Origin of the sequence: Mycobacterium sp. DL440 (assembly GCF_011745145.1) — a bacterium.
In the GTDB taxonomy this organism is placed as follows: domain Bacteria; phylum Actinomycetota; class Actinomycetes; order Mycobacteriales; family Mycobacteriaceae; genus Mycobacterium.
In genome coordinates this window covers 3561734-3585908 of the sequence record NZ_CP050191.1, presented here as the reverse complement: position 1 = coordinate 3585908, position 24175 = coordinate 3561734, and the positions used below count along the sequence as shown (strand labels likewise).

At 67.5% G+C, this 24175-nt stretch carries 17 protein-coding genes and 1 pseudogene; 8 read left to right on the top strand and 10 right to left on the bottom strand.

Annotated elements, in window-relative coordinates:
- Positions 1 to 52: 52 nt before the first annotated feature.
- Both HBE63_RS17240 and HBE63_RS17235 read left to right on the top strand, forming a co-directional pair.
- Entirely contained in the window at positions 53 to 1264 is a 1212-nt protein-coding gene (locus HBE63_RS17240; RefSeq protein ID WP_166905821.1) for an NADP-dependent malic enzyme, read from the top strand.
- A gap of 8 nt (positions 1265 to 1272) precedes the next feature.
- Positions 1273 to 2115 (top strand): glycine betaine ABC transporter substrate-binding protein, encoded by an 843-nt coding sequence (locus HBE63_RS17235; protein ID WP_166905820.1) that lies wholly within the window; start codon positions 1273 to 1275, stop codon positions 2113 to 2115.
- A 17-nt stretch (positions 2116 to 2132) separates the two neighbouring features.
- On the opposite strand, the gene HBE63_RS17230 is transcribed toward HBE63_RS17235, so the two are convergent.
- From HBE63_RS17230 to HBE63_RS17220, 3 genes are read right to left on the bottom strand one after another with little or no spacing between them, the layout of a single operon-like run.
- Positions 2133 to 2957, bottom strand: coding sequence for an SDR family oxidoreductase (locus tag HBE63_RS17230; RefSeq protein WP_166905819.1), 825 nt, complete (start codon positions 2955 to 2957; stop codon positions 2133 to 2135).
- A gap of 36 nt (positions 2958 to 2993) precedes the next feature.
- Complete coding sequence (locus tag HBE63_RS17225; RefSeq protein WP_166905818.1) at positions 2994 to 3764, bottom strand: class I SAM-dependent methyltransferase; 771 nt, start codon at positions 3762 to 3764, stop codon at positions 2994 to 2996.
- A 38-nt stretch (positions 3765 to 3802) separates the two neighbouring features.
- Entirely contained in the window at positions 3803 to 4063 is a 261-nt protein-coding gene (locus tag HBE63_RS17220) for a helix-turn-helix domain-containing protein (protein ID WP_166905817.1), read from the bottom strand.
- A gap of 72 nt (positions 4064 to 4135) precedes the next feature.
- Between HBE63_RS17220 and map the strand changes: the two genes are divergently transcribed.
- Entirely contained in the window at positions 4136 to 4897 is a 762-nt protein-coding gene (gene map / locus HBE63_RS17215) for a type I methionyl aminopeptidase (RefSeq protein WP_166905816.1), read from the top strand.
- An 18-nt stretch (positions 4898 to 4915) separates the two neighbouring features.
- On the opposite strand, the pseudogene HBE63_RS17210 reads toward map, so the two are convergent.
- From HBE63_RS17210 to HBE63_RS17200, 3 genes and pseudogenes are all read right to left on the bottom strand, one after another.
- A pseudogene (locus HBE63_RS17210) lies at positions 4916 to 6225 on the bottom strand (MFS transporter).
- Positions 6226 to 6376: 151 nt separating this feature from the next.
- A complete protein-coding gene (locus HBE63_RS17205; RefSeq protein WP_371815039.1) occupies positions 6377 to 10021 on the bottom strand; it encodes a multifunctional oxoglutarate decarboxylase/oxoglutarate dehydrogenase thiamine pyrophosphate-binding subunit/dihydrolipoyllysine-residue succinyltransferase subunit in 3645 nt (1214 codons plus the stop codon).
- Between the two features lie 192 nt (positions 10022 to 10213).
- Complete coding sequence (locus tag HBE63_RS17200; protein ID WP_166905814.1) at positions 10214 to 10984, bottom strand: hypothetical protein; 771 nt, start codon at positions 10982 to 10984, stop codon at positions 10214 to 10216.
- Between the two features lie 122 nt (positions 10985 to 11106).
- Between HBE63_RS17200 and HBE63_RS17195 the strand changes: the two genes are divergently transcribed.
- Entirely contained in the window at positions 11107 to 12390 is a 1284-nt protein-coding gene (locus tag HBE63_RS17195) for a multidrug effflux MFS transporter (RefSeq protein WP_166905813.1), read from the top strand.
- A 79-nt stretch (positions 12391 to 12469) separates the two neighbouring features.
- Positions 12470 to 14158, top strand: a complete 1689-nt coding sequence (locus HBE63_RS17190; protein ID WP_166905812.1) for a DHA2 family efflux MFS transporter permease subunit — start codon at positions 12470 to 12472, stop codon at positions 14156 to 14158.
- Here HBE63_RS17190 and HBE63_RS17185 read toward each other — a convergent pair.
- The 3 genes from HBE63_RS17185 to HBE63_RS17175 are packed head-to-tail and all read right to left on the bottom strand — an operon-like array spanning position 14136 to position 19566.
- Positions 14136 to 15503, bottom strand: coding sequence for an FAD-binding oxidoreductase (locus HBE63_RS17185; protein ID WP_166905811.1), 1368 nt, complete (start codon positions 15501 to 15503; stop codon positions 14136 to 14138). The two genes, HBE63_RS17190 and HBE63_RS17185, sit on opposite strands and share 23 nt — an antisense overlap.
- 12 nt (positions 15504 to 15515) lie before the next feature.
- Entirely contained in the window at positions 15516 to 18944 is a 3429-nt protein-coding gene (locus tag HBE63_RS17180; protein ID WP_166905810.1) for a TM0106 family RecB-like putative nuclease, read from the bottom strand.
- A 49-nt stretch (positions 18945 to 18993) separates the two neighbouring features.
- Entirely contained in the window at positions 18994 to 19566 is a 573-nt protein-coding gene (locus HBE63_RS17175; protein ID WP_371814770.1) for an LppP/LprE family lipoprotein, read from the bottom strand.
- A gap of 87 nt (positions 19567 to 19653) precedes the next feature.
- Here HBE63_RS17175 and HBE63_RS17170 point away from each other — a divergent pair, with 87 nt between their 5' ends.
- The 3 genes from HBE63_RS17170 to HBE63_RS17160 are packed head-to-tail and all read left to right on the top strand — an operon-like array spanning position 19654 to position 23319.
- Positions 19654 to 21393, top strand: a complete 1740-nt coding sequence (locus tag HBE63_RS17170; protein WP_166905809.1) for a DEAD/DEAH box helicase — start codon at positions 19654 to 19656, stop codon at positions 21391 to 21393.
- The gene (locus HBE63_RS17165) at positions 21390 to 22559 is read left to right on the top strand and encodes an acyltransferase (protein ID WP_166905808.1); all 1170 of its coding nucleotides are present in this window, start codon (positions 21390 to 21392) and stop codon (positions 22557 to 22559) included. Before HBE63_RS17170 ends, HBE63_RS17165 begins: the two co-directional genes overlap by 4 nt.
- Positions 22560 to 22608: 49 nt before the next feature.
- Positions 22609 to 23319, top strand: coding sequence for a siderophore-interacting protein (locus HBE63_RS17160; RefSeq protein ID WP_166909910.1), 711 nt, complete (start codon positions 22609 to 22611; stop codon positions 23317 to 23319).
- 9 nt (positions 23320 to 23328) lie between these two features.
- Here the strand turns inward: HBE63_RS17160 and HBE63_RS17155 are convergent, their stop codons facing one another.
- Positions 23329 to 24165 carry a DUF5995 family protein gene (locus tag HBE63_RS17155; protein ID WP_166905807.1) on the bottom strand — a complete coding sequence of 279 codons (837 nt, stop codon included), beginning with the start codon at positions 24163 to 24165 and terminating at the stop codon, positions 23329 to 23331.
- Between the last annotated feature and the right edge of the window lie 10 nt (positions 24166 to 24175).

Here is a 24175-nt window from a genome sequence, read left to right as displayed (position 1 = left end):
ACCAGCGGGGAACCCGGCCATGTGAGATTTGGCATTGAAGTACCCTTGCGCCGTGTCGGAAAGTACAGTCGCCTCCTCGCCAGAGCGCCCTTCAGCGGAGCGCACCCCGCAAGTTGTCATCGAAGACGCCGAGATCTTCGATCACCATGAAGGCGGAAAGCTCTCGGTCGAGTTGAAGGAGCCGCTGGACACCCAGCGTGCGCTGTCGATTGCCTACACCCCTGGCGTCGCCCAGGTCAGCCGGGCCATCGCCACCGATCACACGCTGGCCGCCAAGTACACCTGGGCCAACCGCCTGGTCGCGGTGGTCAGCGACGGTACCGCGGTGCTGGGTCTCGGCGATATCGGCCCCGCGGCGTCGCTGCCGGTGATGGAGGGCAAGAGCGCGCTGTTCAAGTCTTTCGGCGGGCTGAACTCGATCCCGATCGTGCTCGCCACCAAGGATCCCGACGAGATCGTCGAAACCCTGATCCGGCTGCGGCCGACGTTCGGCGCGGTGAACCTGGAGGACATCTCTGCCCCGCGCTGCTTCGAGATCGAGCGCCGGGTGATCGAGGCGCTGGACTGCCCGGTGATGCACGACGACCAGCACGGCACGGCGATCGTGGTGCTGGCCGCGCTGCTGGGCGCCACCAAGGCGCTCGACCGTGACATCCATGCGCTGCGCGTGGTCATCTCGGGTGCCGGCGCCGCGGGTGTGGCCTGTGCCAACATCCTGCTGAACAAGGGCATCGACGATGTCGTCGTGCTCGATTCGCAGGGCATCGTGCACTCCGGCCGCGACAACCTCAACACCTTCAAGGCGGAGCTGGCCGGGCGTACCAACCCGCGCAAGCTCACCGGTGGGGTGGCCGAGGCGCTCGAGGGCGCCGATGTCTTTCTCGGGGTGTCGGCCGGCGTCGTGCCCGAGGAGCTCATCGCGACGATGGCCACCAACTCCATCGTCTTCGCGCTGTCCAACCCGGACCCGGAGATTCACCCGGACGCCGCCCGCAAGTACGCGGCGGTCGTGGCGACCGGGCGCAGCGACTTCCCGAACCAGATCAACAACGTGCTGGCCTTCCCCGGGGTGTTCCGCGGAGCGCTCGACGCCGGTGCCCGCCGCATCACCGAGAAGATGAAGGTGGCGGCTGCCGAGGCGATCTTCTCGGTCGTCGGCGACGATCTGGCGGTCGACCACATCGTGCCCAGCGCGCTGGATCCGCGGGTCGGCCCTGCGGTTGCGGCCGCTGTCGCGGCGGCGGTTGACCACACAGAGTCCTGAGTTCACGAATGCGCCGCACTCTGGCGTTGGCGCTGGTGGTGCTGTTCGCGCTGGTGGCAGCCGGTTGCGGTGGCCGTTCTACCCCGGCCGCCCTCGCGGTCGGGGCGGGGCCGGCGCCCGAGTCGGCGCTGCTCGGCCATCTGTATGCGGCGGCGCTGCGCTACTACGGCACGCCTGCCGCGGTCACCGAGACCGACGGTGTCCCCAGCGTGCTGGATTCCGGATCGGTGACGGTGCAGCCGGGGTTCACCGGCCGCTTCCTGACCGAGCTGAACCCGAACGCGACGGCGCGCGCGGATGAGCAGGTCTACCGGGACCTGGTGTCGGCGCTGCCCGAAGGCGTCGCGGCAGGTGACTACACCATGTCGGCCCAGGACAAGCCCGCGCTGGTGGTCACCGAGGCCACCACCACGGCGTGGGGCGGGAGTGACCTGAGCGCGCTGCGCCGCAACTGCGCGCAGGCCCGGACAGGTGCGGTGGTCGGTGCCAAGGTGCCCAAAGCGGTGGGTTCCTGCAGCCTGCCTGATCCCGGCAGATTCCCCGACGAACAGGGTCTGTTCGAGGCCCTGCGCGCGGGCAAGATCAATGCGGCCTGGTCGACGACGGCCGATCCGGCCATCCCGTCGGACCTGACCGCGCTGGCCGACAAGACGTCTCTGATCCGTGGCGAGAATGTGGTGCCGCTGTATCGCCGCAACACGCTCAACGAACGCCAGATCCTGGCGCTCAACGAGATAGCCGGTGTCCTCGACACCGGGTCACTGGCCGATATGCGCAGGCAGGTGGCCGAGGGCAAGGATCCCGGTGCGGTGGCCGATGCGTTCCTTCAGGCCAACCCGCTCGGCCACTAGCCCTCGGCCGGCCGGCGTCAGCGCGGGAGCATCCGGCCCATCGCGGACGAGAACAGTTTCTGGTAACCCGACCCGGTGATCCGCACGATGACGTCGAGGATCTTGGCGTCGGCCCCGACCAGCACCCGTGCCTTGTCCTTGCGCACGGCTTCGAGGATGATCTTGGCCGCGCGCTGTGGGGTGGTGTTGGCCAGCTGCCGGTCGAAGGTCTCGGCAAGTGCCTTCTGGTCCAGTCCCTCGGCGGCGGTGGAGTTGCGCGCGATGGCGGTCTTGATGCCGCCCGGATGCACGCACGTCACCTTGACCGGGTGCTTGGCCACGGACATCTCCTGACGGAGCGCCTCGGTGAAGCCGCGCACCGCGAACTTGGCCGAGTTGTAGGCGGCCTGGCCCGGGACCGAGAAGATGCCGAACAGGCTCGAGACGTTGACCACGTGACCGTCGCCGGATTCGATCAGGTGCGGCAGGAAGGCCTTGGTGCCGTTGACGACGCCCCAGAAGTCCACGTCCATCACCCGCTCGATGTCCTTGAACTGGCTGATCTCGACATCGCCGGTGAACGCGATGCCGGCGTTGTTGTAGATCTGGTTGACCTTGCCGAAGTGCTCCTTGACGGCGTCGGCGTAGAGCAGGAAGGCCTCGCGCTCGGTGACGTCGATCCGGTCGGTCTTCACCTCGGCGCCGATCGCCTTGAGGCGCTCCTCAGTGACTGCGAGGCCCTCGGTATCGACGTCGCTGATCGCCAGTTTGGCCCCGGAACGACCGAGTTCGATGGCCAACGCCTGTCCGATGCCTGATCCGGCGCCGGTCACGACGGCGACCTTTCCGGCGAAGCCTTCCATAGAACACTCCCTTGTGTCGTTCGAGTTGTGTCGAGATTACCCGGTACCCGCGGTCCCGTCTGTGCCGGCTGGCTTGGTGGCAGTCACCAGGTGGGTTCCGACGTAGGGCCCGCCCCACCACATCCGCCAGCCGAGATTCCGTCGCTGCACATGTTGCCATCCGTTGGTGCGCAACCGTTCGGTGTGGCGCCGGGTTTCCCAGATATCGGCGATGGCCAACCGGCCGCCCGGGCGCAGCACCCTGGCGGCCTCATCGAGTGCACGGGATCGCCCTGCGCGATCGGGGATGTTGTGGATGGCCAGGCTGCTGACGATCACGTCGACGCTGGCATCGTCGAAGGGCAGGGCCGTCATGTCGCCGGTGTGCACCTCGACCCGGTCGGCGACGCCCTCGGCCGCGGCGTTGGCCAGCGTCTGCTCCGGCGAGTTGCCGGTCTGATCGGCGCGCCACAGATCGACACCGAGGGCGCGTCCGCGTGGCAGTCGTTTGGCCGCGGCATGTAGCACCGCGCCGCGGCCGCAGCCGAGATCGAGCAGCGTCTCATCGCCGCGCAGGGCCAGGCCATCGAGGATGTCGCGCCACACCGCGAACTTGCCGCGCCGGGTGGTGTGGATGAACGATGAAACGGTTGTCGCCAGCAGGGCAGCGGAAGCGCCTGTGAGAACGGCGATTCCACGTCGGCCGCGGGCGGTGTTGACGACCGTGGCGATCAGCAGGGCGGTGACTGCACCACCGGCGATCGTGGCCTGGGCAGGCGCGGACACTTTGTTGTAATCGCCGTCGAATCCGTAATCCGGGGAGTCCATTTCTCCCACGGTAGCCAGTTCGGCTGGGAGCAGGTTGGCTACGACGCCGCCGCGGCCAGCGGCCGCCATACCTCGGCCAGCGTCTCCAGCGGGACTCCGAGGGCGTCGCTCAGTCCGATGATGGTGCCGAACGCCGGGGAGGGCAGACGGCCGGTCTCGATCTTGCGCAGGGTCTCGGGAGAGATGCCTGCGGGCCGGGCAACATCTTCGAGGGTGCGGGCGCCGCGCGCGGCGCGCAACGCGGCGCCGAGTCGGCGGCCTGCGGCAACTTGCTCGGGACTCAGCGGGGTGCGGACCACCACACCACGGTAGCGCCGGTATTTGTATACCGCTAGGGTTGGTATTTAAATACCGCGCTAGGAGAACGTAACGTGATCGAACTGAAGACCGCCGACGAGATCGAGAAAATGCGGGTCACCGGGCGGTTCGTGGCCCAGGTGCTCAGCGAGCTGAGCGGGCTCGCGGACGTCGGCGTCAACCTGCTCGACCTCGAACAACACGCCCGGGGCATGGTCGAACACCGCGGGGCAGAGTCCTGCTACTGGGACTATGACCCGTCGTTCGGTAGGGGACCGTTCCGCAACGTCATCTGCCTGTCGGTCAACGACGCTGTGCTGCACGGTCTTCCACACGACTATCGGCTGCGCGACGGGGATGTGCTGAGCCTGGACTTCGCCGTGTCGATCGACGGCTGGGTCGCCGATGCGGCTCGCACCGTGATCGTCGGGACCCCCGCGTCCGCCGACATGCGCCTGGTCCGGGCCACTGAGGAGGCGTTGGCCGCCGGAACCGCCGCGGCGCGACCGGGTAACCGGCTCGGCGACATCTCCGCCGCCATCGGCGCCGTCGCGGCCGACTACGGCTATCCGGTCAACCTCGAATTCGGTGGGCACGGACTGGGCCGGACCATGCACGAGGACCCGCATGTGCCCAACCGGGGCAATCCCGGCCGCGGCATGAAGTTGCGGGCGGGGATGACGCTGGCGCTCGAGCCGTGGCTCGCCGCGGGCACCAGCCGCATCGTCTACGACCGCGACGGCTGGACCATCCGATCGGCCGACGGCGCCCGCACCGCTCACACCGAGAACACCGTGGCCATCACCGAGGCAGGCCCGTCGGTATTAACCTGCTGAGCTCCGCTGACGGGCCTCTTAGTACTCGGGACGCAGCAGCAGCGTGGCGATGACGCTGACCACCGCGGTGGCCACCAGGTACCCGCACGCCAGCCAGGGTGTACCGCCGCCCGCGGCGATCAACGCCGTGAGGATCAGCGGGGTCAGCCCCGAGGAGTAGACGCCGGAGAGCTGATACACCGTCGACAACCCCGTGTAGCGGGTGCGGGTCGGGAACAGGGAGGCGTACAGCGTGCCCTGTGCACCATAGAACCAGGCGTGAATGACGCCGAACGCCAACAACATTCCCACCGCGTACGCCGTGATGCTGCCGGTGCCGAACAATGCGAACGCGGGAAAGACCACGACTGCGTAGGCCGCGATACCCGACGCATAGACCGCCTTCGGGCTGAACCGGTCGGCGAGTAGGCCCGACACCGGCAGCAGCACGGCCATCAGCAGCGCCGCCGCGGTCACCACGATCAGCACCGGCACCTTGCCCAGATGCAGCGTGGTGGTGGCGTACGCGATGGTGAACACGTCCCAGGTGTTGAACGCGGCGCCCTCACCCCAGCGCGACAGCAGGCCCAGCACGGTCGACCGCAGCGCCGGGGCCGGAAGATCTCCTTCAGCGGGACCGCCGAGCGATTGTCGTCGTCGCGCAACTTCTCGAACGCCGGCGTCTCGGCCACTCGGAACCGCACCACGACACCGAAGATCACCAGCACGACGCTGAACAGGAATGCGATCCGCCACCCGTAGGTCTGGAACTCCTCGGGCGTCAACCACAGCTGCAGCAACACGAACACCCCGGTGCCCAGGGCCAGGCCCAGCGCCAGCCCGACCTGCGGGATGCTGCCGAACAGCCCGCGGCGATGCCGGGGGCTGTGCTCTACGGCCAACAGCACCGCGCCGGCCCACTCGCCGCCGAGGGCGAATCCCTGCACCACGCGCAGCACCAGCAGCAGGATCGGGGCGAGCACGCCGATCTGTGCCGCGGTGGGCAGGACTCCCATCAGTGCGGTGGCCGCGCCCATCAACAGCATGGTGAAGGCCAGCGTGCGTTTGCGACCGATCCGGTCGCCGATGTGGCCGAACACGAAGCCGCCGATGGGCCGGACGACGAACCCGACCGCGAACGTGGCGAATGCCAGCATCGTGCCGACGAAGGAACTCTGGTCCGGGAAGAAGGTGTGGTTGAACACCAGGCTGGCGGCCGTGGCGTACAGGAAGAAGTCGTACCACTCGATCGTCGTCCCGAGCACGCTGGCCAGGACCGCGGTGCGCACCGTGTTGGGAGCAGTGGGCGCCGGCGCCTCATCGACGAACGGGTCAGCTTCGATAGTCACCCTAGATGAGTAGCCGCCGACCCTGGTGCGGCCCAGGGTTGTACGCGCGGTGATTGGAATGCGCGCGCCCGGAGCCCCAGAACAACGAAATGGTCGCTACCGTCGTGCGGCAGCGACCATTTCGTTGATTTCGGTGATCAGACCGAGCGGGTTACCCGAATGCCTCGTCGATGATCTCCTGCTGTTCGACAGCATGCACCTTCGACGACCCCGAAGACGGAGCCGACATCGCCCGGCGCGAGATCCGCTTGATCGGGGTGAAGTAGTCCGGCAGCACCTCGGGCAGGGTCAGGCCGAGTGACGGCCAGGCGCCCTGGTTGGCCGGCTCCTCCTGCACCCAGAACTTCTCGGTGACATTCGGGTAGCGGTCCAGCGTCTCGGCCAGCCGGCGCCGCGGCAGCGGGGCGAGCTGCTCGAGCCGCACGATCGCCACGTCGTCGCGGTTGTCCTTGGCCTTGCGTGCGGCAAGGTCGTAGTAGATCTTGCCGCTGCAGAGCACGATGCGACGGACCTTCTCGCGGTCGCCTTCACCGTCGGTGTAGGCCGGCTCTTCCAGTACTGAGCGGAACTTGTTCTCGGTGAAGTCGCGGACATCGCTGACCGCGGCCTTGTTGCGCAGCATCGACTTCGGGGTGAAGACGATCAGCGGACGCTGGATGCCGTCCATGCCGTGCCGGCGCAAGAGGTGGAAGTAGTTCGCCGGGGTCGACGGCACCGCGATGGTCATCGAACCCTCGGCCCACAGCTGCAGGAAGCGCTCGATGCGGCCCGACGTGTGGTCGGGACCCTGTCCTTCATGGCCGTGCGGCAGCAGCAGCACGACGTCGGAAAGCTGGCCCCACTTGGCCTCGCCGGAGGAGATGAACTCGTCGATGATCGACTGTGCGCCGTTGACGAAGTCGCCGAACTGCGCCTCCCACAACACCATTGCGTCGGGATTGCCCACCGAGTAGCCGTACTCGAAGCCGACAGCGGCGTATTCGGACAGCGCCGAGTTGTAGACCAGGAACTTGCCACCGGTCGGCGTGCCGTCGGTGCTGGTGGCCAGCAGCTGCAGCGGGGTGAACTCCTCGCCGGTCTTGCGGTCGACGATCACCGAATGCCGCTGGGTGAAGGTACCGCGCTGGGTGTCCTGGCCCGACAGCCGGACCAGCTTGCCGTCGGCGATCAGCGAACCGAGCGCGAGCAACTCGGCGAATGCCCAGTCGACCTTGCCCTCGTAGGCCATCTCACGGCGCTTCTCCAGCACCGGCTTGACGCGCGGATGCACCGTGAATCCCTCCGGGAGGGCCAGATGCGCGTCGCCGATGCGGGCGAGCAGCGACTTGTCCACCGCAGTCGCGAGGCGCTGCGGGATCTGCTGGTCGGCCTCGACCGATTCGCTGGGCTCGGCCGCGTGCTTCTCCAACTCGCGGACCTCGTTGAACACCCGCTCCAGCTGGCCCTGGTAGTCGCGCAGGGCGTCCTCGGCCTCTTTCATGGAGATGTCGCCGCGGCCGATCAGAGATTCGGTGTAGGCCTTGCGGGAGCCGCGCTTGGTGTCGATGACGTCGTACATGTACGGCTGGGTCATCGACGGATCGTCGCCCTCGTTGTGTCCGCGGCGGCGGTAGCACAGCATGTCGATGATGACGTCCTTCTTGAACGCCTGGCGGAAGTCCACTGCCAGCCGCGCCACCCAGGCGCAGGCCTCCGGGTCGTCGCCGTTGACGTGGAAGATGGGTGCGCCGATCATCTTGGCGACGTCGGTGCAGTACTCGCTGGAACGCGAATCCGTTGGCGCCGTGGTGAACCCGATCTGGTTGTTGACCACGATGTGGATCGTGCCGCCGGTGCGGTAACCGTTGAGCAGTGCCAGGTTCAGGGTTTCGGCGACGACGCCCTGTCCGGCGAACGCCGCATCGCCGTGCAGCATCAGCGGGACCACGGGGTACTCGCCGGAGCCGTCGGCATCCCTGCCGGGGTCCAGCAGATCCTGCTTCGCCCGGACCAGGCCTTCGAGCACCGGGTCGACGGCTTCCAGATGCGAGGGGTTGGCGGTCAGCGACACCTGAATGTCGTTCTCGCCGAACATCTGGATGTAGTTGCCGGATGCGCCGAGGTGGTACTTCACATCGCCGGAGCCGTGGGCTTGGCTCGGGTTGAGGTTGCCCTCGAACTCGGTGAAGATCTGGCTGTAAGGCTTGCCGACGATGTTGGCCAGCACGTTGAGCCGGCCGCGGTGCGGCATGCCGATGACCACCTCGTTGAGCGCGTGCTCGGCACACTGGTCGATCACGGCGTCCATCATCGGGATGACCGTCTCCGCGCCTTCCAGTGAGAAACGCTTCTGCCCAACGTATTTGGTCTGCAGGAACGTCTCGAACGCCTCAGCGGCGTTGAGCTTGCTCAGGATGTACTTCTGCTCCGCGACGGTCGGCTTGTCGTGCTTGACCTCGACGCGTTCCTGGATCCAGCGCTGCTGCTCGGGTTCGAGGATGTGGGTGTACTCGACACCGATGTGACGGCAGTAGGCATCGCGCAGCACCGACAGGACGTCGCGCAGCTTCTTGTACTGCTTGCCGGAGAACCCGTCGACCTTGAACTCTCGGTCCAGGTCCCACAGGGTCAGCCCGTGGGTGTTGACGTCGAGATCGGGGTGGCTGCGGAAACGGGTGTTGTCCAGCCGCAACGGGTCGATGTCGGCCATCAGGTGGCCACGGTTGCGGTAGGCCGCGATCAGCTCGATGACGCGAGCGTTCTTGTGCTCGATGGAATCCGGGTTGTCGACGCGCCAGCGCACCGGCTCATACGGGATGCCGAGTTCGCGGAAGATCTCGTCGAAGAACTCGTCGTCGAGCAGCAGGGTGTGGATGGTGCGCAGGAAGTCGCCGGACTCCGCACCCTGGATGATCCGGTGGTCGTAGGTCGAGGTCAGGGTGATCAGCTTGCCGATGCCCAGTTCGGCGATGCGTTCCTCACTGGCGCCCTGGAACTCGGCCGGGAATTCCATTGCGCCGGCGCCGATGATGGCGCCCTGGCCCTGCATGAGCCGCGGCACCGAGTGCACGGTGCCGATGGTGCCCGGGTTGGTCAGCGAGATCGTGACCCCGGCGAAGTCCTCGGCGGTCAGCTTGCCGTCGCGGGCCCGCCGCACGATGTCCTCGTAGGCAGCGATGAACTGGCCGAAATGCATTGTTTCGCAACGCTTGATGGCGGCCACGACCAGTGAACGGCTGCCGTCCTTGCCGGGCAGGTCGATGGCCAGACCCAGGTTGGTGTGGGCCGGCGTGACCGCGTTGGGCTTGCCGTTGACCTCGGCGAAATGCCGGTTCATGTTCGGGAACTTCTTGACCGCCTGCACGATCGCGTAGCCGAGCAGGTGGGTGAAGCTGATCTTGCCGCCGCGGGTGCGCTTGAGGTGGTTGTTGATGACGACGCGGTTGTCGATCATCGCCCTGGCCGGGATGGCCCGCACGCTCGTGGCAGTCGGCACCTCCAGCGAGGCGTTCATGTTCTTGACGACGGCTGCCGCGGCGCCGCGCAGCACCTGCGACTCGTCGCCCTCGGCGGGAGTGGGGCCCGACTTCGTCGGTTTGGCGGGCGCCGCCTTGGCGGGCGCCGCTGCCGGAGCGGCAGCGGCAGGCGCCGCAGGCGCGGCGGGCGTTGCTGGCGGCGCGGCCGCAGGCGCTGCCGGCGCGGTCGTCTGACCGTTGGCGACGGTGTTGTCGGTGGTGGGCTCAGGGGAGTAGTCGACCAGAAATTCGTGCCAACTCGGATCCACCGAAGAGGGATCCTCGCGGAACTTGCGATACATCTCCTCGACCAACCACTCGTTCTGCCCGAATGGTGAAGGTGAACTGCTCACGGCAGACACTCGCCTCGATTCTTGTGTCCGGCTCGCCGTCACAAGGAGGCTTGCCGCTTGTGTTCTTCTGTAGCCGGTCCACCCACTGGACCGCCGCATAAAGGCTATCGCCTTTCAACACCACCTGAGGTCACCATGGGCCTAGGGGTTAGCGGACGGCAGCGCATGCAACGTTGCGGGCCACCGCGGCGGGGGCGCGCCGAACGCCTGGCGGGCGTTGGCAACGATTTTCTTACCCATCAGCCGGTTGCCGACACCGCCGATGACAGCGCCGATGCCCACCGGCAGCATTTTGCCGAAAGCCATCGCGCCGCGCTTGAGCGTATACCGCTTGACGAAGTACCTGACCAGCCGGGAGTTGAGCTGTGAGACCGCGGGCAAGGGCAGCGTTGCTGCGCCGTCGGACAGCCACGCACCGCTGGTCCGCCCGGTGCCCAGCAGATCGGCGATGGCGTGCTTGCTGTCCTCGCCGACAAGGACCGAAAGTACCAGTGCACGGCGCCGTTCGCGATGGTCGGCGGGGATGCCGTACACCTCGGCGACCGCGAGCACGAACACTGATGTGGCCTCCAGGAACACCACCGTCTCGCCGGCCACGGCCGACAGTGCGGCCAGCGTTCCGATGCCCGGGAACGCGGCGGCCGAACCGACGGCGGCACCGCTGGCCATCACCGCGGCCAGGTAGTGCTTCTCCAGTCGGGTGACGATCTCCGCCGGGGTGGCGTCGGGTTGGTGGCTGCGCATCCGATCCACATACGCCGTGACGGCGGGAGCCTGGACGCGGGAGCTGCGCTCGATGATGGCCGAGAGCACCTTCGCAGCCGTGCTGGGATCTTCGGTCTCTTCGACCTTCGCCGGCAGTTGGGCTTTGGACCGCGCACGCACTTCGGGGCCTCCCAGGTGTGAACCCATCGTTGACTGCCAGGCTAACGCCTGACCTGATGCGGGGAGAACGAACGGCCACCCGTTGCCGGTGCCCGAGGGTGACAGCCGTCACGGGAACAAAAAACTGAGATGCGGGGCTGTTCACCTTCATGGCATCATCGCCCGACGTGGACCAGACGACATTGCCGGCCGCGCCGAGCCGCATCCGGATGATTCTCGTCTTGGGTGCCCTCGTCGCGTTGGGTCCACTGACCATCGACATGTATCTGCCGGCGCTGCCTCGGATCGCCGAGGAACTCTCGGTCTCCTCCTCGGTGTCGCAGTTGACACTCACCGGGACCCTGGCCGGTCTGGCCCTGGGGCAGCTGATCGTCGGCCCGTTGTCGGATTCGCTGGGACGCAGGCGCCCGTTGATGGCGGGCATCGTGCTGCACATCGTGGCCTCGGTGCTGTGCGCACTGGCGCCCGACATCGTGACCCTCGGGGTGGCGCGCGGTCTGCAGGGCATGGGTGCGGCGGCGGCCTCGGTAGTGGCCATCGCCGTGGTCGGTGACCTGTTCAGCGGCACGGTGGCGGCCACGGTGATGTCGCGGTTGATGCTGGTGCTCGGGGTTGCCCCGGTGCTGGCGCCGTCGTTGGGGGCGGCGGTGCTGTTGCACGGGTCCTGGCACTGGGTCTTCGTCGCGCTGGTGGTGTTGGCCGGGGGCCTGTTGGTGATGGCCGCGCTCGCCCTGCCCGAAACGCTGCCGGTCGCCCACCGGCGCCCGCTCGCGGTGAGCGGCATGCTCGGCACCTACCTCGAGCTGCTGCGTGACGCTCGATTCGTGATCCTCGTCCTGGTCGCCGCGCTGGGCATGTCCGGGCTGTTCGCCTACATTTCGGCGGCGCCGTTCGTCCTGCAGGGCGACTACGGTCTCGACCAGCAGGCATTCGCGCTGGTGTTCGCCGCGGGCGCGATCGCGTTGATCGGCTCCACCCAGTTCAATGTCGTGCTGCTGCGCCGGTTCTCGCCGCAGGCCATCACGGTGGCGGCGCTGAGCTGGTCGACCCTTGCCGGGGTGGCGTTCGTCGTGCTGACCGTCGCGCACGTGGGCGGGCTGTCCGCGTTCGTGGTTCCCGTGCTGGCGATCCTGGCCGGGATGGGTCTGGTGCTTCCCAACGCCCCGGCGCTCGCACTGTCGCGCCACCCCGACGCTGCCGGAACGGCGGCCGCGTTGCTGGGCGCGGCGCAGTTCGGCCTCGGTGCCGCGGTGGCACCCGCGATCGGGGCCCTGGGCAACGGTGCGCTGGCGTTGTCGTGGGTGATGACGGCCGGCATGGCGATCGCCTTGGCGGCTCTGCTGCTGGTCGGTCGGCGTAACGACGATGACGAGCCGAGCGAATACCCGGGCGACACGCTCGTCGTTTCCGAGGCGGTTGTCGAGCCCGCCTGAGGCGCTCCCGGGTAGCGTCGGCTGGGCCCGCCAACAACCCAACTAAGCCGGACCCGAGGCCCAACCCACCGCAATCGCCATGTCTCCAGCGCTGAACGCCCGAACCCCGAGCCCGCAGGGCAGGGCGCCCGCGCGTGCGGACAACCCGTGGAACGCGCTGTGGGCCATGATGGTCGGCTTCTTCATGATCCTGGTCGACGCGACGATCGTCGCCGTCGCCAATCCGACCATCATGGAAGAGCTCGGCGCCGATTACGACGGCGTGATCTGGGTGACCAGCGCCTACCTGCTGGCCTACGCCGTGCCGCTACTCGTCGCGGGGCGGTTGGGCGATGTGTACGGGCCCAAGAACCTCTACCTGGCCGGCCTGGCCGTGTTCACCGCGGCCTCGCTGTGGTGCGGCCTGGCCGGCAGCATCCAGATGCTGATCGCCGCCCGCGTGGTGCAGGGCATCGGCGCGGCCCTGCTGACCCCGCAGACCCTGTCGACGATCACCCGTATCTTCCCGCCCGGGCGGCGCGGGGTGGCGATGAGCGTGTGGGGTGCGACCGCCGGGGTGGCCACCCTGGTCGGTCCGCTGGCCGGCGGCCTGCTGGTCGGGGGACTGGGCTGGCAGTGGATCTTCTTCGTCAACGTGCCGATCGGAATTGTCGGCCTCGGCCTGGCGGTCTGGCTGGTGCCGGTGCTGCCCACCCAACCCCACCGGTTCGACGTCCTGGGCGTGGTGTTGTCCGGGGTCGGCATGTTCCTGATCGTGTTCGCGCTGCAGGAGGGGCAGTCGCGGGACTGGGCACCGTGGGTGTGGGCCACCGGAGCGGTCGGTATCGCGGCGATGGTGGCGTTCGTGTGCTGGCAGGCAGTCAACACCAGCGAGCCGCTGATCCCGTTACGGATCTTCAAAGATCGCGACTTCAGCCTCGCCAATGTCGGCGTCGCGACGATCGGGTTCGCGGTGACCGCGATGATCCTGCCGTTGATGTTCTACGCCCAGACCGTGTGCGGGTTGTCGCCGATCCGTTCGGCGCTGTTGACCGCACCGACCGCGATCGCCAGCGGTGTGTTGGCGCCGGTCGTGGGCCGCATCGTCGACCGGACGCATCCCACACCGGTGATCGGTTTCGGTTTCTCGGCGATGGCGATCGGGCTGACCTGGCTGGCGTTGGAGATGACCCCGACGACGCCGATCTGGCGGTTGCTGCTGCCGCAGTTGGTGATGGGCATCGGGATGGCGTTCATCTGGTCCCCGTTGGCCGCCACCGCGACGCGCAACCTGCCCCAGGATCTGGCGGGGGCGGGGTCCGGTGTGTACAACGCCACGCGCCAGGTCGGGTCGGTGCTCGGGAGTGCCGGGATCGCGGCGTACACGACGCAGCGGATCGGCGCGGAACTGCCGGGGCCGGCAAGTGCCGCGCCCCGTGGTGAGGGTGCAGTCGCCGAGTTGCCGGAGTTCCTGCACGCGCCGTTCGCCGCAGCGATGTCGCAGTCGATGCTCCTGCCGGCGTTCATCGCGCTGTTCGGTGTGGTGGCGGCGTTGTTCCTGCTCGGTTTCGGTGCCGAGCCCACGATCGCGCCGAGCCAGGAGCCGTACCTCGACCCCCGCGACGACGATGACGATGACTATGTCGAGTTCACCGTGAGCCATCATGACCGTGCCGCGGGTGACGGCGACGAAGCGGTGACCGATTCGTTCCGGTCGCTGCCACTGGCCGAGGACCCCGAGAAGTGGGAGAACATCTACGCCGAGTTCATGGCCGAGCGCGACCGGTGAACAGCACAGCGCGATTGAGGTAGCCGCCCGGATCGAATGCGGACTTGACGGTGCGCATGGCGGCGATGTCGGCCTCCGTGCGGGACATCGCCACGTAGTCGCGCTTGCGTGAACCCACGCCGTGTTCGGAGCTGACGTTGCCGCCGCAGTCGGCGATCAGCGGCATCATCGCGGCGTACAGCGCCGGCTCGACGTCGGTGGAGCAGCGCAGCACGTTCAGGTGCAGGTTGCCCTCACCGATGTGGCCGAACAGCACCGGGATGGCTTCCGGCGCATGGCCGGCGATCAATTCGGCGGCTGCGTCGGCGAAGCCGCCGATCGCCGACAACGGTAGGGATACGTCGAATTTCAGTGGCGGGCCGAACAATCCGAGCACTTCGGCCACCGACTCGCGGACCTGCCACAACCGCTGCTGGGCTCCGGCGTCGACGCCGACGGCGGGTTCACCGCAGATGTCGGCGCCCTCCAGTGCGTCGGCCAGGCGTTCGGTCTGGTCGCTGTCCCCGGCCAGTTCGATCAGCAACTGCCAGGCGCCCTCGACCGGGGCGCCCACCCCCAGGTGCTCGCCGGTCAGCTCGCTGGCCCGGGAGTCGATCAGTTCCAGGGCGGCGATGCCGTCGAGATCGCGGAAGATGCGGCCGGCGTCGACCAGTGTGCCCAGGTCGGCGAATCCGCAGATCGCGGTGACGCGGTGGGTGGGGGTGGGGTGCAGGCGCAGGTCCAGCGCGGTGATCACCCCGAGGGTGCCTTCGGCGCCGACGAACAGTGCGGCCAGGTCGTATCCGGTGTTGTCGCGGCGCACCCGGCTGTGCCGTTGGATCACCGACCCGTCGGGCAGCGCGATGTCCAGGCCCAGCACCTGCTCGCCCATGTTGCCGTAGCGGACGGTGCGCAGACCGCCGGCATTGGTGGAGGCCATCCCGCCGACCGTCGCCGATTCACGTGCGGCCAGGTCCACGCCGAACACGAGTCCGGCTGCTGCAGCGGCTCGCTGCACTGCGGCCAGCGGTGTCCCGGCGCCGACGCTGACCCGTCGCTCGACGGTGTCGACTGCGTCGATCTCGGTGAGTCGCTCGGTGGACAGCAGGATGTCGTCGTTCTCCGGCACCGTCCCGGCCACCAGTGAGGTCCGGCCGCCCTGCACCGTGACACATGCTCCCGCGGCGCGACAGGCGCGCAGCACTGAGGCCACTTCATCGGCCGTGCCGGGCCGGACCAGAGCCGCGGCCGCTCCGCGGTAACGCCCGGTGTGGTCGACGCAGCGGCTGTCCAGCACGTCGGGATCAGTGGTGACATACCCCGAACCGACGATCCCGGCAAGCGTTTCGGTAAGCGTTTCAGTCACCGGTTGGGTGTATCACAGGCTCAGATCGTCGTGATCGGTCAGGGCGAGGAACGCGCCGAGTGCGATGAGGCTGTCCGGCTGGCCGGGCAGATAGTCGGTGAGCTGTGGTGAGCGCACGATAAAGGCGACGTACTTGGCCCGGCTGATCGCCACGTTGAGGCGGTTGCGGTTCAACAGGAATCCGATTCCGCGGGGCACGTCGGCGGCCGAGGACGCTGTCATCGACACGAACACCACGGGCGCCTGCCTGCCCTGGAACTTGTCCACGGTGCCGACCTGCACGTCGGTCAGACCCGCTGCGTCGAGTGCCCGACGCATTGTTGTCACCTGGGCGTTGTAGGGGGTGACCACCAGGATGTGGTCCTGCCCCAGTGGCGTGCTGCCGTGCTCGTCGGTCCAGGTGGTGCCCAGCACGCCGGTGATGGCCGTGACGATCGCGTCGGCCTCTTCCGGACTGTCGGTCGAGTTGCCCAGATGCGGCACCTCGAGCACGCGTACGCCGGGTGCGACACCGTCGAGTTTGCGTGCCGCGCTGACCTTTTCGTGTGAGCGCAGCCGGCCGTCGTAGGACAGTCGCGACACCGGCCCGCACACCGCCGGATGCATCCGGAACGAGTTCTCCAGGAAGTAGCCGCGTTCGGCCGGCAGTGTGTGCGCTCCCTCGACCAGCCAGCCCAGTGCAGAATCGTCGACCGGTGCCGGGTGGGTGCCCTGACAGACCTGGGGGAGTTGCTGCGGGTCGCCCAGTAGCAGCAGATTGCGCGCGGCCGGGGCCACCGCGATGGTGTTGGCGAGGTTGAACTGGCCGGCTTCCTCGACCACCAGCAGATCGAGGCACTGCCGCGGCACCCGCGTCTCGTTGGCGAAATCCCATGCGGTACCGCCGATCACGCAGCCGGGATGGTCGGCGATGAACGCGGCGTAGTGGTTTTCGGCTATCTCAGTCCACCGGGGGTCGGCGCCCTTGCGTTTCTTGGCCACCTGCGCCGCGTCCACCCCGGCGTCGAGCACCTGCTCCAACAGATGCTCGATCACCGCATGTGACTGCGCGACGATCCCGATGCGCCAATGGTGTTGGTTGACCAGCCGGGCGATGATCTGTGCCGACGTGTGGGTCTTGCCGGTGCCGGGCGGTCCATGCACCGCGATATAGGAGCAGTCCAGATCCAACAGCGCCGCGGTGATGTCGGCCGCGGTGTCGCCGCTGCGGGGCAGTGCCCGGCCGCTGACGGTGCGTGGCGGGCGGCGCAGCAGGATGTCGGTCACCGCGTCGGCGGGCAGGTTCGGCAGACCGGTGGCGACGGTGGTGGCGGTGCTGTCGATCGACGCCTGCAGCGGCCGGGTATTGACCGGCGGCCCGGGGGTCAGTGCGAACGGCACCTGGGCGAAGGTGTCGCTGTCCTTGGGTTGGCGTTCGGTGATCAGCACCTCGGTGGGTGCCTCCGGGTTGTCACAGCCGACGACGGTCGCGCTGCCGAAGCCGCGCCGGTCCGGGTCGTCGGACAGGCCTGCCGGTGCCGGCGGGGTGTACAACGCGTACACCTCGGTACTCAGTTCTCCGGCGTCGATGGCGCCGGTCAGCAGGACCTGCCGTTGCGGTTTACGGGCGCGTGGCGGGGTGTGCCAGTCGGTGACGACCTGCGCCTGTTCGGCAACGAAAACGCCTGTGCTGTCCGCCCATTCGTCGACCGGATTGTTGAGCCGGTCGAAATGGCCCCACCAGAACGGCTTGTCCTCACGCTTGTGGAAACCGCGGGCCGCGGCGACGAGCGCCACTGCCTGCTGCTCGGCGGTTCGTGGTTGGACTCCGTCGCCGGCGAATTTGAGCAGCTTGCGGTCGGTGGCGTCGGCCTTCTCGATCGGTGCGCCGTCGCGTACGGGTTGGGGACCGCGCGGTGGGACGCCGGCTTCGAACGCCCGGGTGATCAGCCAGTCCCGCAGCCGGTGTGTGGAACGGCAGTCGTAGCGGTTGTACTCCTCGATCTCCTTGAGCACGGTGGCCGCCTCGTCGTGCTGATCGGCCTCGCGCAGGGCGCAGTACCGCGCGTACTCGGTGATCGAATCGGTGGCCTTGGTGACTTCACCGTCGCGCAGTTCGGTCCCCATGTACAACGGCTCCAGCGACTTGATGCTGTAGTTCTCGGTGCCGACGCGAATGCTCTTGCGTACCAACGGAAGGAGGTCGACGAGGATGCCGTTGCGCAGCAGGTCGTCCACATCGTTCTCGCCGACCCCGTAGCGGCCGGCCAGCCGCAGCAGGGTGCTGCGCTCATAGGGTGCGTAGTGGTAGATGTGCATCTTGGGAAAACGCTTGCGGCGCTTGCGAACCAGGTCCAGGAAATCGATGAGCACCTGACGTTCGCTGGCCCGGTCATGTGCCCAGAACGGCTGGAAATTGCCCTCCGCACCGAGGACGCCCCACAGGTATTCCAGGCCCCAGTCGTGACCGTTGACGGTCCACAACGGGTCACCCTCGTAGTCGAAGAACAGGTCGCCCTTGTCTGGATCCGGCAGCAGCATCAGCGGTTGCTGATCCACGACTTCATACGGCGGCTTGGCTTCCACCCGCGGCGCCACCTGCAAGCGGGCCTGACCGGTCAGCGCTGTCACCATGCGCTGGGCCAGTCCGGGTACGGCGCCGGTGTGGACGGCCAGCTGATGGGTGGTGGTGATGCCGGCGTCGATGAGGCGGGCGCGCTGGTTCGCCCGCATTCCGGCCACCAGGAAGAGGTCATCGGTGGTGCGGATCTGGTGCTCGCATTCCGGGCAGCCGAAGCACGCCCGCACACTTTCGTCGGACCAGGACACCGCGCCGGCGGCGGCGAGATGCCCGTCGAGCAGTGCCTGCAGCGCGCGGCGCCGCGGCCGGTACACCGCCAGGAGCTCGTCGATGCGGTAGCTGGACACCGCGCCGTCGCCGAGGACCAGATCGACCTCGTCGGCCACCGGGACTCCGGCGCGGGCCAGCACGTCGGCGTAGGCGGCCAGCTGGAGCAGCGCCTCGACCTTCACCGACCGGGACAGTTTGGTATCCCGCAGGCGGTACCGGGCGCCGTCCCAGATCAGGAAGTCGGCGAATCCGGCGAAGCGCCCGTCGAACATCGCCGCCTGGTAGATCACCGGGTCCCGACGCTGCGCCGCGTCCAGGGTGGCTGCGGCCGCCGATGTCAGGCCGGCCACCGTGTAGGCGGGCCGGTCGATCACCGTCACCTCCGACGGTGCTGCGTCGGCGCGCAGTTCATCGAGGTGGCGCTGTTCGTGCTCGTCGCCGAGTTCTGCTGTGCGGGCGAGCAATTCGTCATCGGAGGACACCGCCGGGCCCCGGCCCAGCCGTGCGTCGAACGAGCGCAGCAGGGCATATTCACAGCGGGCGGCCGCGGCCAGGTCCGACGCGCTGTAGATGACCGTCGGCGCGGCAGCGCCTTCGCCGGTGACGAACACGCTGTCACTGTATGGGAGGGCACCGACATGGTGCCGGAGGCCGGGAAGGCTACGTGTTGCCCATCAACTCCACGCCGCCGCCGTTCCAGCGGAACTTCACCGTGCTGGCCAGTCCGTGGAGTCCGCCGGAGTACTGCAGCGCCACGGTGTCACCGGTGCTGGCCGTCTTGTCGATGGCGTTGAAGCCGTAGGTGTCGGGCACGCCTGTGGGGATGAACTTGCCGAGGTGGAACAGCACAGCTCGGGTGTTGGGGTGTTCGGAGTTGGTGTTGGCCCGCACGATCACCGCCGACAGTTGCGCGCACTCGTTGTAGTTGCCCGCCAGCGGTTCGGAGCTCCAGGCCTGATTGCTGCGGGGGTCGCGGGGCAATTCGGAGACGGCCTTGGCGATCTCGGGGGCGGCCAGGTTCACCGCGCACGGGTCGGCCGCCGGTGCTGCCGACGTCGGGGCGGCCTTGGTAGCAGGTTTCGATGCCGGGGCCGGCGCCGCATTGGCGCTGGCCTCGGGGGTTTTTGAGACCGTGGAATCGCCCGATCCGCATCCCGCGAGCGTGAACACGGAAGCAGAGACGGCCACGGTGATCGTCTTTGCGGCCGTCGCGAACACTGCGACCCGTTTCACAGTTGGGCAACCTACCGTGACCCCGCTGCGGGGTTGTGCAGGCGCGCGGCCGGGATTTCGTTCGATTGGCACTAGACTTCTGAACCGATGACCTCGCCAGACCCGGATTCGGGGGATACCGCCCCAACGTTTGCCGACCTGCAGATTGACCCTGCGGTGTTGAAGGCAGTGACTGATGTCGGCTACGAGTCGCCTTCGGCGATCCAGGCCGCGACCATTCCGGCCATGCTCGCCGGCTCCGATGTCGTCGGGCTGGCCCAGACCGGCACCGGCAAGACCGCGGCCTTCGCCATCCCGATCCTGTCCAAGATCGACACCTCAAGCAGGGCCACCCAGGCGCTGGTGCTGGCCCCGACACGTGAGCTGGCCTTGCAGGTCGCGGAGGCATTCGGCCGGTATGGCGCGCACCTGCCCGCGGTCAATGTGTTGCCCATCTACGGCGGAGCGTCCTACACCGTGCAGCTGTCCGGGCTTCGGCGCGGTGCGCAGGTGGTGGTGGGCACTCCGGGCCGGGTGATCGATCACCTCGAGCGCGGCACCCTGGATCTGTCGAAACTGGACTACCTGGTGCTCGACGAGGCCGACGAGATGCTCACCATGGGCTTCGCCGAAGAGGTCGAGCGGATCCTCGCCGATACCCCGGAGTACAAGCAGGTGGCGCTGTTCTCGGCCACCATGCCGCCGGCCATCCGCAAGATCACCACCAAATATCTGCACAATCCGGTCGAGGTCACGGTCAAGGCCAAGACCGCGACCGCCGAGAACATCACGCAGCGGTTCATCCAGGTGGCCGGTGCGCGCAAGCTGGACGCGCTGACGCGGGTGCTCGAGGTCGAGGAGGGCGACGCGATGATCGTGTTCGTCCGTACCAAGCAGGCCACCGAGGAGGTCGCCGAGCGGCTCAAGGCCCGCGGTTTCGCGGCCGCGGCCATCAACGGCGACATCAACCAGGCTCAGCGTGAGCGCACGATCGCCGCGCTGAAGGACGGCACGATCGACATCCTGGTCGCCACCGACGTGGCCGCTCGCGGTCTGGACGTCGAGCGCATCTCGCATGTCGTCAACTACGACATCCCGAACGACACCGAGTCGTATGTGCACCGCATCGGCCGCACCGGCCGGGCCGGTCGGTCCGGGCATGCCCTGCTGTTCGTCACCCCACGTGAACGCCATCTGCTCAAGTCGATCGAGAAGCACACCCGGTCGAAGGTCGTCGAGGCCGAGCTGCCCAGCGTCGAGGATGTCAACGCGCAGCGGGTGGCAAAGTTCCGTGACTCGATCACGGACTCGCTCAACGGCGACGGGCTGGAGTTGTTCCGCCGGATCATCGAGGACTTCGAGCGCGAGAACGACGTGCCGATGGTCGATATCGCCGCGGCGCTCGCGTTGCAATCGCGCAATGGCGAAGAGTTCCTGATGACCGAGCCGCCGCCGGAGAAGCGCCGGGAGCGGGATCGCGACCGGGACGATCGGCCCCCGCGCAAGGAGCGTCCGCGACCCGAAGGCCTGGCGACGTATCGGATCTCGGTCGGCAAGCGGCACAAGGTGGGTCCCGGCCACATCGTGGGCGCTATTGCCAACGAGGGTGGTCTGCACCGCAACGAGTTCGGTCACATCACCATCCGCGGGGACTACTCGCTGGTTGAGCTGCCCGAGAAGTTGCCCGGCAAGACGCTCAAAGCGCTGGAGAACACCCGGATCTCGGGGATGCTGATCAATCTGCAGCCGGAGCGTGTTGAACGCGCCGACCGTGGGCCGCGCCGTGAGTACAAAGACCGTTCTGATCACCGCGACCGCTCGGGGAAGCCGCACCGGAAGACCAAGTGACGGTTTCCCGCAGCGTGACGGATCCGTCGGATCAGGGTGGCCTCGAGTCGGTAGACGCGGTGGCCCCCGGGGGTTCTGGGTCCCGACGCGTGGCGTCACTGACCGGGATCCGCGCGGTGGCCGCCATTCTGGTGGTGCTGACACACGCGGCCTACACGACCGGCAAGTACGGGCAGGGCTATCTCGGGCTGGTGTATTCGCGCGCCGAGATCGGTGTGCCGATCTTCTTCGTGCTCAGCGGTTTTCTGTTGTTCCGTCCGTGGGTAAAGGCCGCGGCCACGGGTGGCGACGTGCCGTCCGTCCGCCGCTATGCCTGGCACCGGGTCCGACGGATCATGCCGGCCTATGTGGTCACGGTGCTGATCGCCTATCTGCTCTACCACTTTCGCACCGCCGGGCCGAACCCCGGTCACACCTGGATGGGTCTGTTCCGCAATCTGACGCTGTCCCAGATCTACACCGACAACTATCTGTTCGCCTATCTGCATCAGGGGCTGACCCAGATGTGGAGCTTGGCGGTGGAGGCGGCGTTCTACGTTGCGTTGCCGCTGGTGGCCTATCTGCTGCTGGTGGTGTTGTGCCGCCGGCGCTGGCGGCCGGGGCTGCTGTTCTTCGGCCTGGCGGTGCTGGCCGCGGTGTCGCCCGTGTGGCTGACGATCGTGCACGATTCGACGAACCTGCCCGACGGCGCCCGGTTGTGGCTACCCACGTACATGGCCTGGTTCGTGGCAGGGATGGCCCTGACGGTGCTGGCGCAAATCAAGGTTCGCGGCTACGCCATGGTGTGTGTGCCGTTGGCCGTGGTCTGTTACTTCATCGCGTCGACGCCGCTCGCGGGGGAGCCGACCACGTCGCCCGCCAAGTTGAGCGAGGCGTTGGTCAAGACGTTCTTCTACGCGGTGATCGCGGCCTTGCTGGTGGCGCCGCCCGCGCTCGGCGACCGCGGTTGGTACAACCGATTTCTCGCTTCGCGGCCGATGGTCTTTCTCGGTGAGATCTCCTACGAGATCTTCCTGATCCACCTGATGATCATGGAGCTGGTCATGGTCGAGGTGATGCGGGATCCGGTCTACACGGGGTCGATGTTCAACCTGTTTGTGCTCACGATGGTGTTCACCGTTCCGGCGGCCTGGCTGCTGCATCGGTTCACGCGCGTCCGCTCCTGACCTTCTAGTTAGGGTATGCTTACCTAACATGGATCACGGAGAGGTGCGCATGGGTGAGCAGAAGGCGTCGCGCGGGCTGGAAGGAGCCCTGGTCAAACTCTGGCGTGGCGGCGACTACGAACTGACGGTGTCGGGCCGTACCGAGCTCACACCGAACTACCTCAGGCTGCACTTCAGCGCCGAGCGGTTGCTTGCCGAACAGCGGGTGCACCCGACGATGTGGGTGCGGGCGTGGTTCCCTGACGCGGGCAAGGCTCATCAACGTGGCTACACGCTGGTCAACCCTGATCCGCAGGCCGGAACCGTCGACATCGATTTCGCGATGCACGACGGCATCGCCACTCGCTGGGCACGCTCGGCCCAGCCCGGAGACGTTCTGGACGTGACGGTCCTCGGCAGCAACTTCACGCTGCCCGAACCTATGCCGGCCGGATACGTCATCGTCGGCGACACCGCGTCGCTTCCGGCCATCAACTCACTGCTGGAGGCGATCGGGGACACCCCGGCCTGGGTATTCCTGGAGGCCGGGTACGACGACGACCGCGAACTGCCGGTCACCGGTGGCGCGGAGATCATCTGGGTGGACCGGGTGGAAGAGGATCTGCTGGAGACCGTCAGCGCGTCGGCGTTCGACGCCTCTGACCACTTCGGCTGGGTCGCCTGCAACAACCGCACCACTCGGGCGGTGGCGCGCGTCTTCCGTGAGGAGTATGGGATCCCGCGCAAATCCATCAAGGCGCAGGCTTACTGGGTGGCCTGACCACCCGGCTCACAACGCCGTCTGGATCGGGGCCGGCGTCCCGGCGATCTCGTCGAGCACCTGGACGTTGCGGGCCACATCGCGGCTCTCGCGTGCCGCGATCTCCTTGATGGCCAGGTCGAAGGCGCCGACCAAGCTGGGTGGATCGAACACCGCCTGCGCCTGCCGGCTCACCTGTAGGTCTCGTGCCCAGATCGTCGGTGCCCGCGCAAATCCAGGTTCCAGCGCCAGCACGGTGGCGAACCGCCATGCGCTGTCACGCAGCGATCGGATGGCCTCGTTCAGGACGAAGATCTGATGCTGCTGCAGCACGGCATAGATGTCGGTCAGCGCCGGTGACAGTTCGTTGATGTCGTTGACCACCCCGGCTATCTGGCTCGCCAGGACCGCGTTGATGGTATCGAAATCCTTGTGCAGCGAGGGCAGTCGGCCCGCGCCGACGAGCCCCTGTACCGCGATGCCGAGGTCGAGCACGATGTGGGCCGTGACCCCGGCGAGCATGTGCTGCACGATGATCGGCGCGGGTTTGTCGGCCCACTCGAAGGTGGCGCGCCACGACCGGGTGGGTTTCGGGTACCTGCCGGGGTGGAAGTAGCCGTTCAGTGCATCGAAGTACCGGGACGCGAACGCCGCGTCCAGCCGGTCCATCCGAGGCCCGTCCTCGAATGCCCCGTCCTCGACGGCGGTGCCGACCGCGATGGTGATCCGCTTGTACAGGGCGGCGAAATAGCCCAGCCGGCTTGAGTTTTCCACGGCCCAGTCGGTGATCGTGTCGATGGCCGAGACCACCTCGGCGATGCTGGTGACCGCCGGTACCGGCGAAAATGGCGTCGGGTGACTGGCCATATTCGAAAGT

What these genes read in the sequence shown, in the direction of transcription:
- HBE63_RS17160 (WP_166909910.1), top strand. Translation starts at nt 22,609, where the DNA reads ATGGGTGAGCAGAAGGCGTCGCGCGGGCTGGAAGGAGCCCTGGTCAAA.
- HBE63_RS17190 (WP_166905812.1), top strand. Translation starts at nt 12,470, where the DNA reads ATGTCTCCAGCGCTGAACGCCCGAACCCCGAGCCCGCAGGGCAGGGCG.
- HBE63_RS17235 (WP_166905820.1), top strand. Translation starts at nt 1,273, where the DNA reads ATGCGCCGCACTCTGGCGTTGGCGCTGGTGGTGCTGTTCGCGCTGGTG.
- HBE63_RS17155 (WP_166905807.1), bottom strand. Translation starts at nt 24,165, where the DNA reads ATGGCCAGTCACCCGACGCCATTTTCGCCGGTACCGGCGGTCACCAGC.
- HBE63_RS17195 (WP_166905813.1), top strand. Translation starts at nt 11,107, where the DNA reads ATGGCATCATCGCCCGACGTGGACCAGACGACATTGCCGGCCGCGCCG.
- HBE63_RS17170 (WP_166905809.1), top strand. Translation starts at nt 19,654, where the DNA reads ATGACCTCGCCAGACCCGGATTCGGGGGATACCGCCCCAACGTTTGCC.
- HBE63_RS17205 (WP_371815039.1), bottom strand. Translation starts at nt 10,021, where the DNA reads ATGTATCGCAAGTTCCGCGAGGATCCCTCTTCGGTGGATCCGAGTTGG.
- HBE63_RS17230 (WP_166905819.1), bottom strand. Translation starts at nt 2,957, where the DNA reads ATGGAAGGCTTCGCCGGAAAGGTCGCCGTCGTGACCGGCGCCGGATCA.
- HBE63_RS17200 (WP_166905814.1), bottom strand. Translation starts at nt 10,984, where the DNA reads ATGGGTTCACACCTGGGAGGCCCCGAAGTGCGTGCGCGGTCCAAAGCC.
- HBE63_RS17225 (WP_166905818.1), bottom strand. Translation starts at nt 3,764, where the DNA reads ATGGACTCCCCGGATTACGGATTCGACGGCGATTACAACAAAGTGTCC.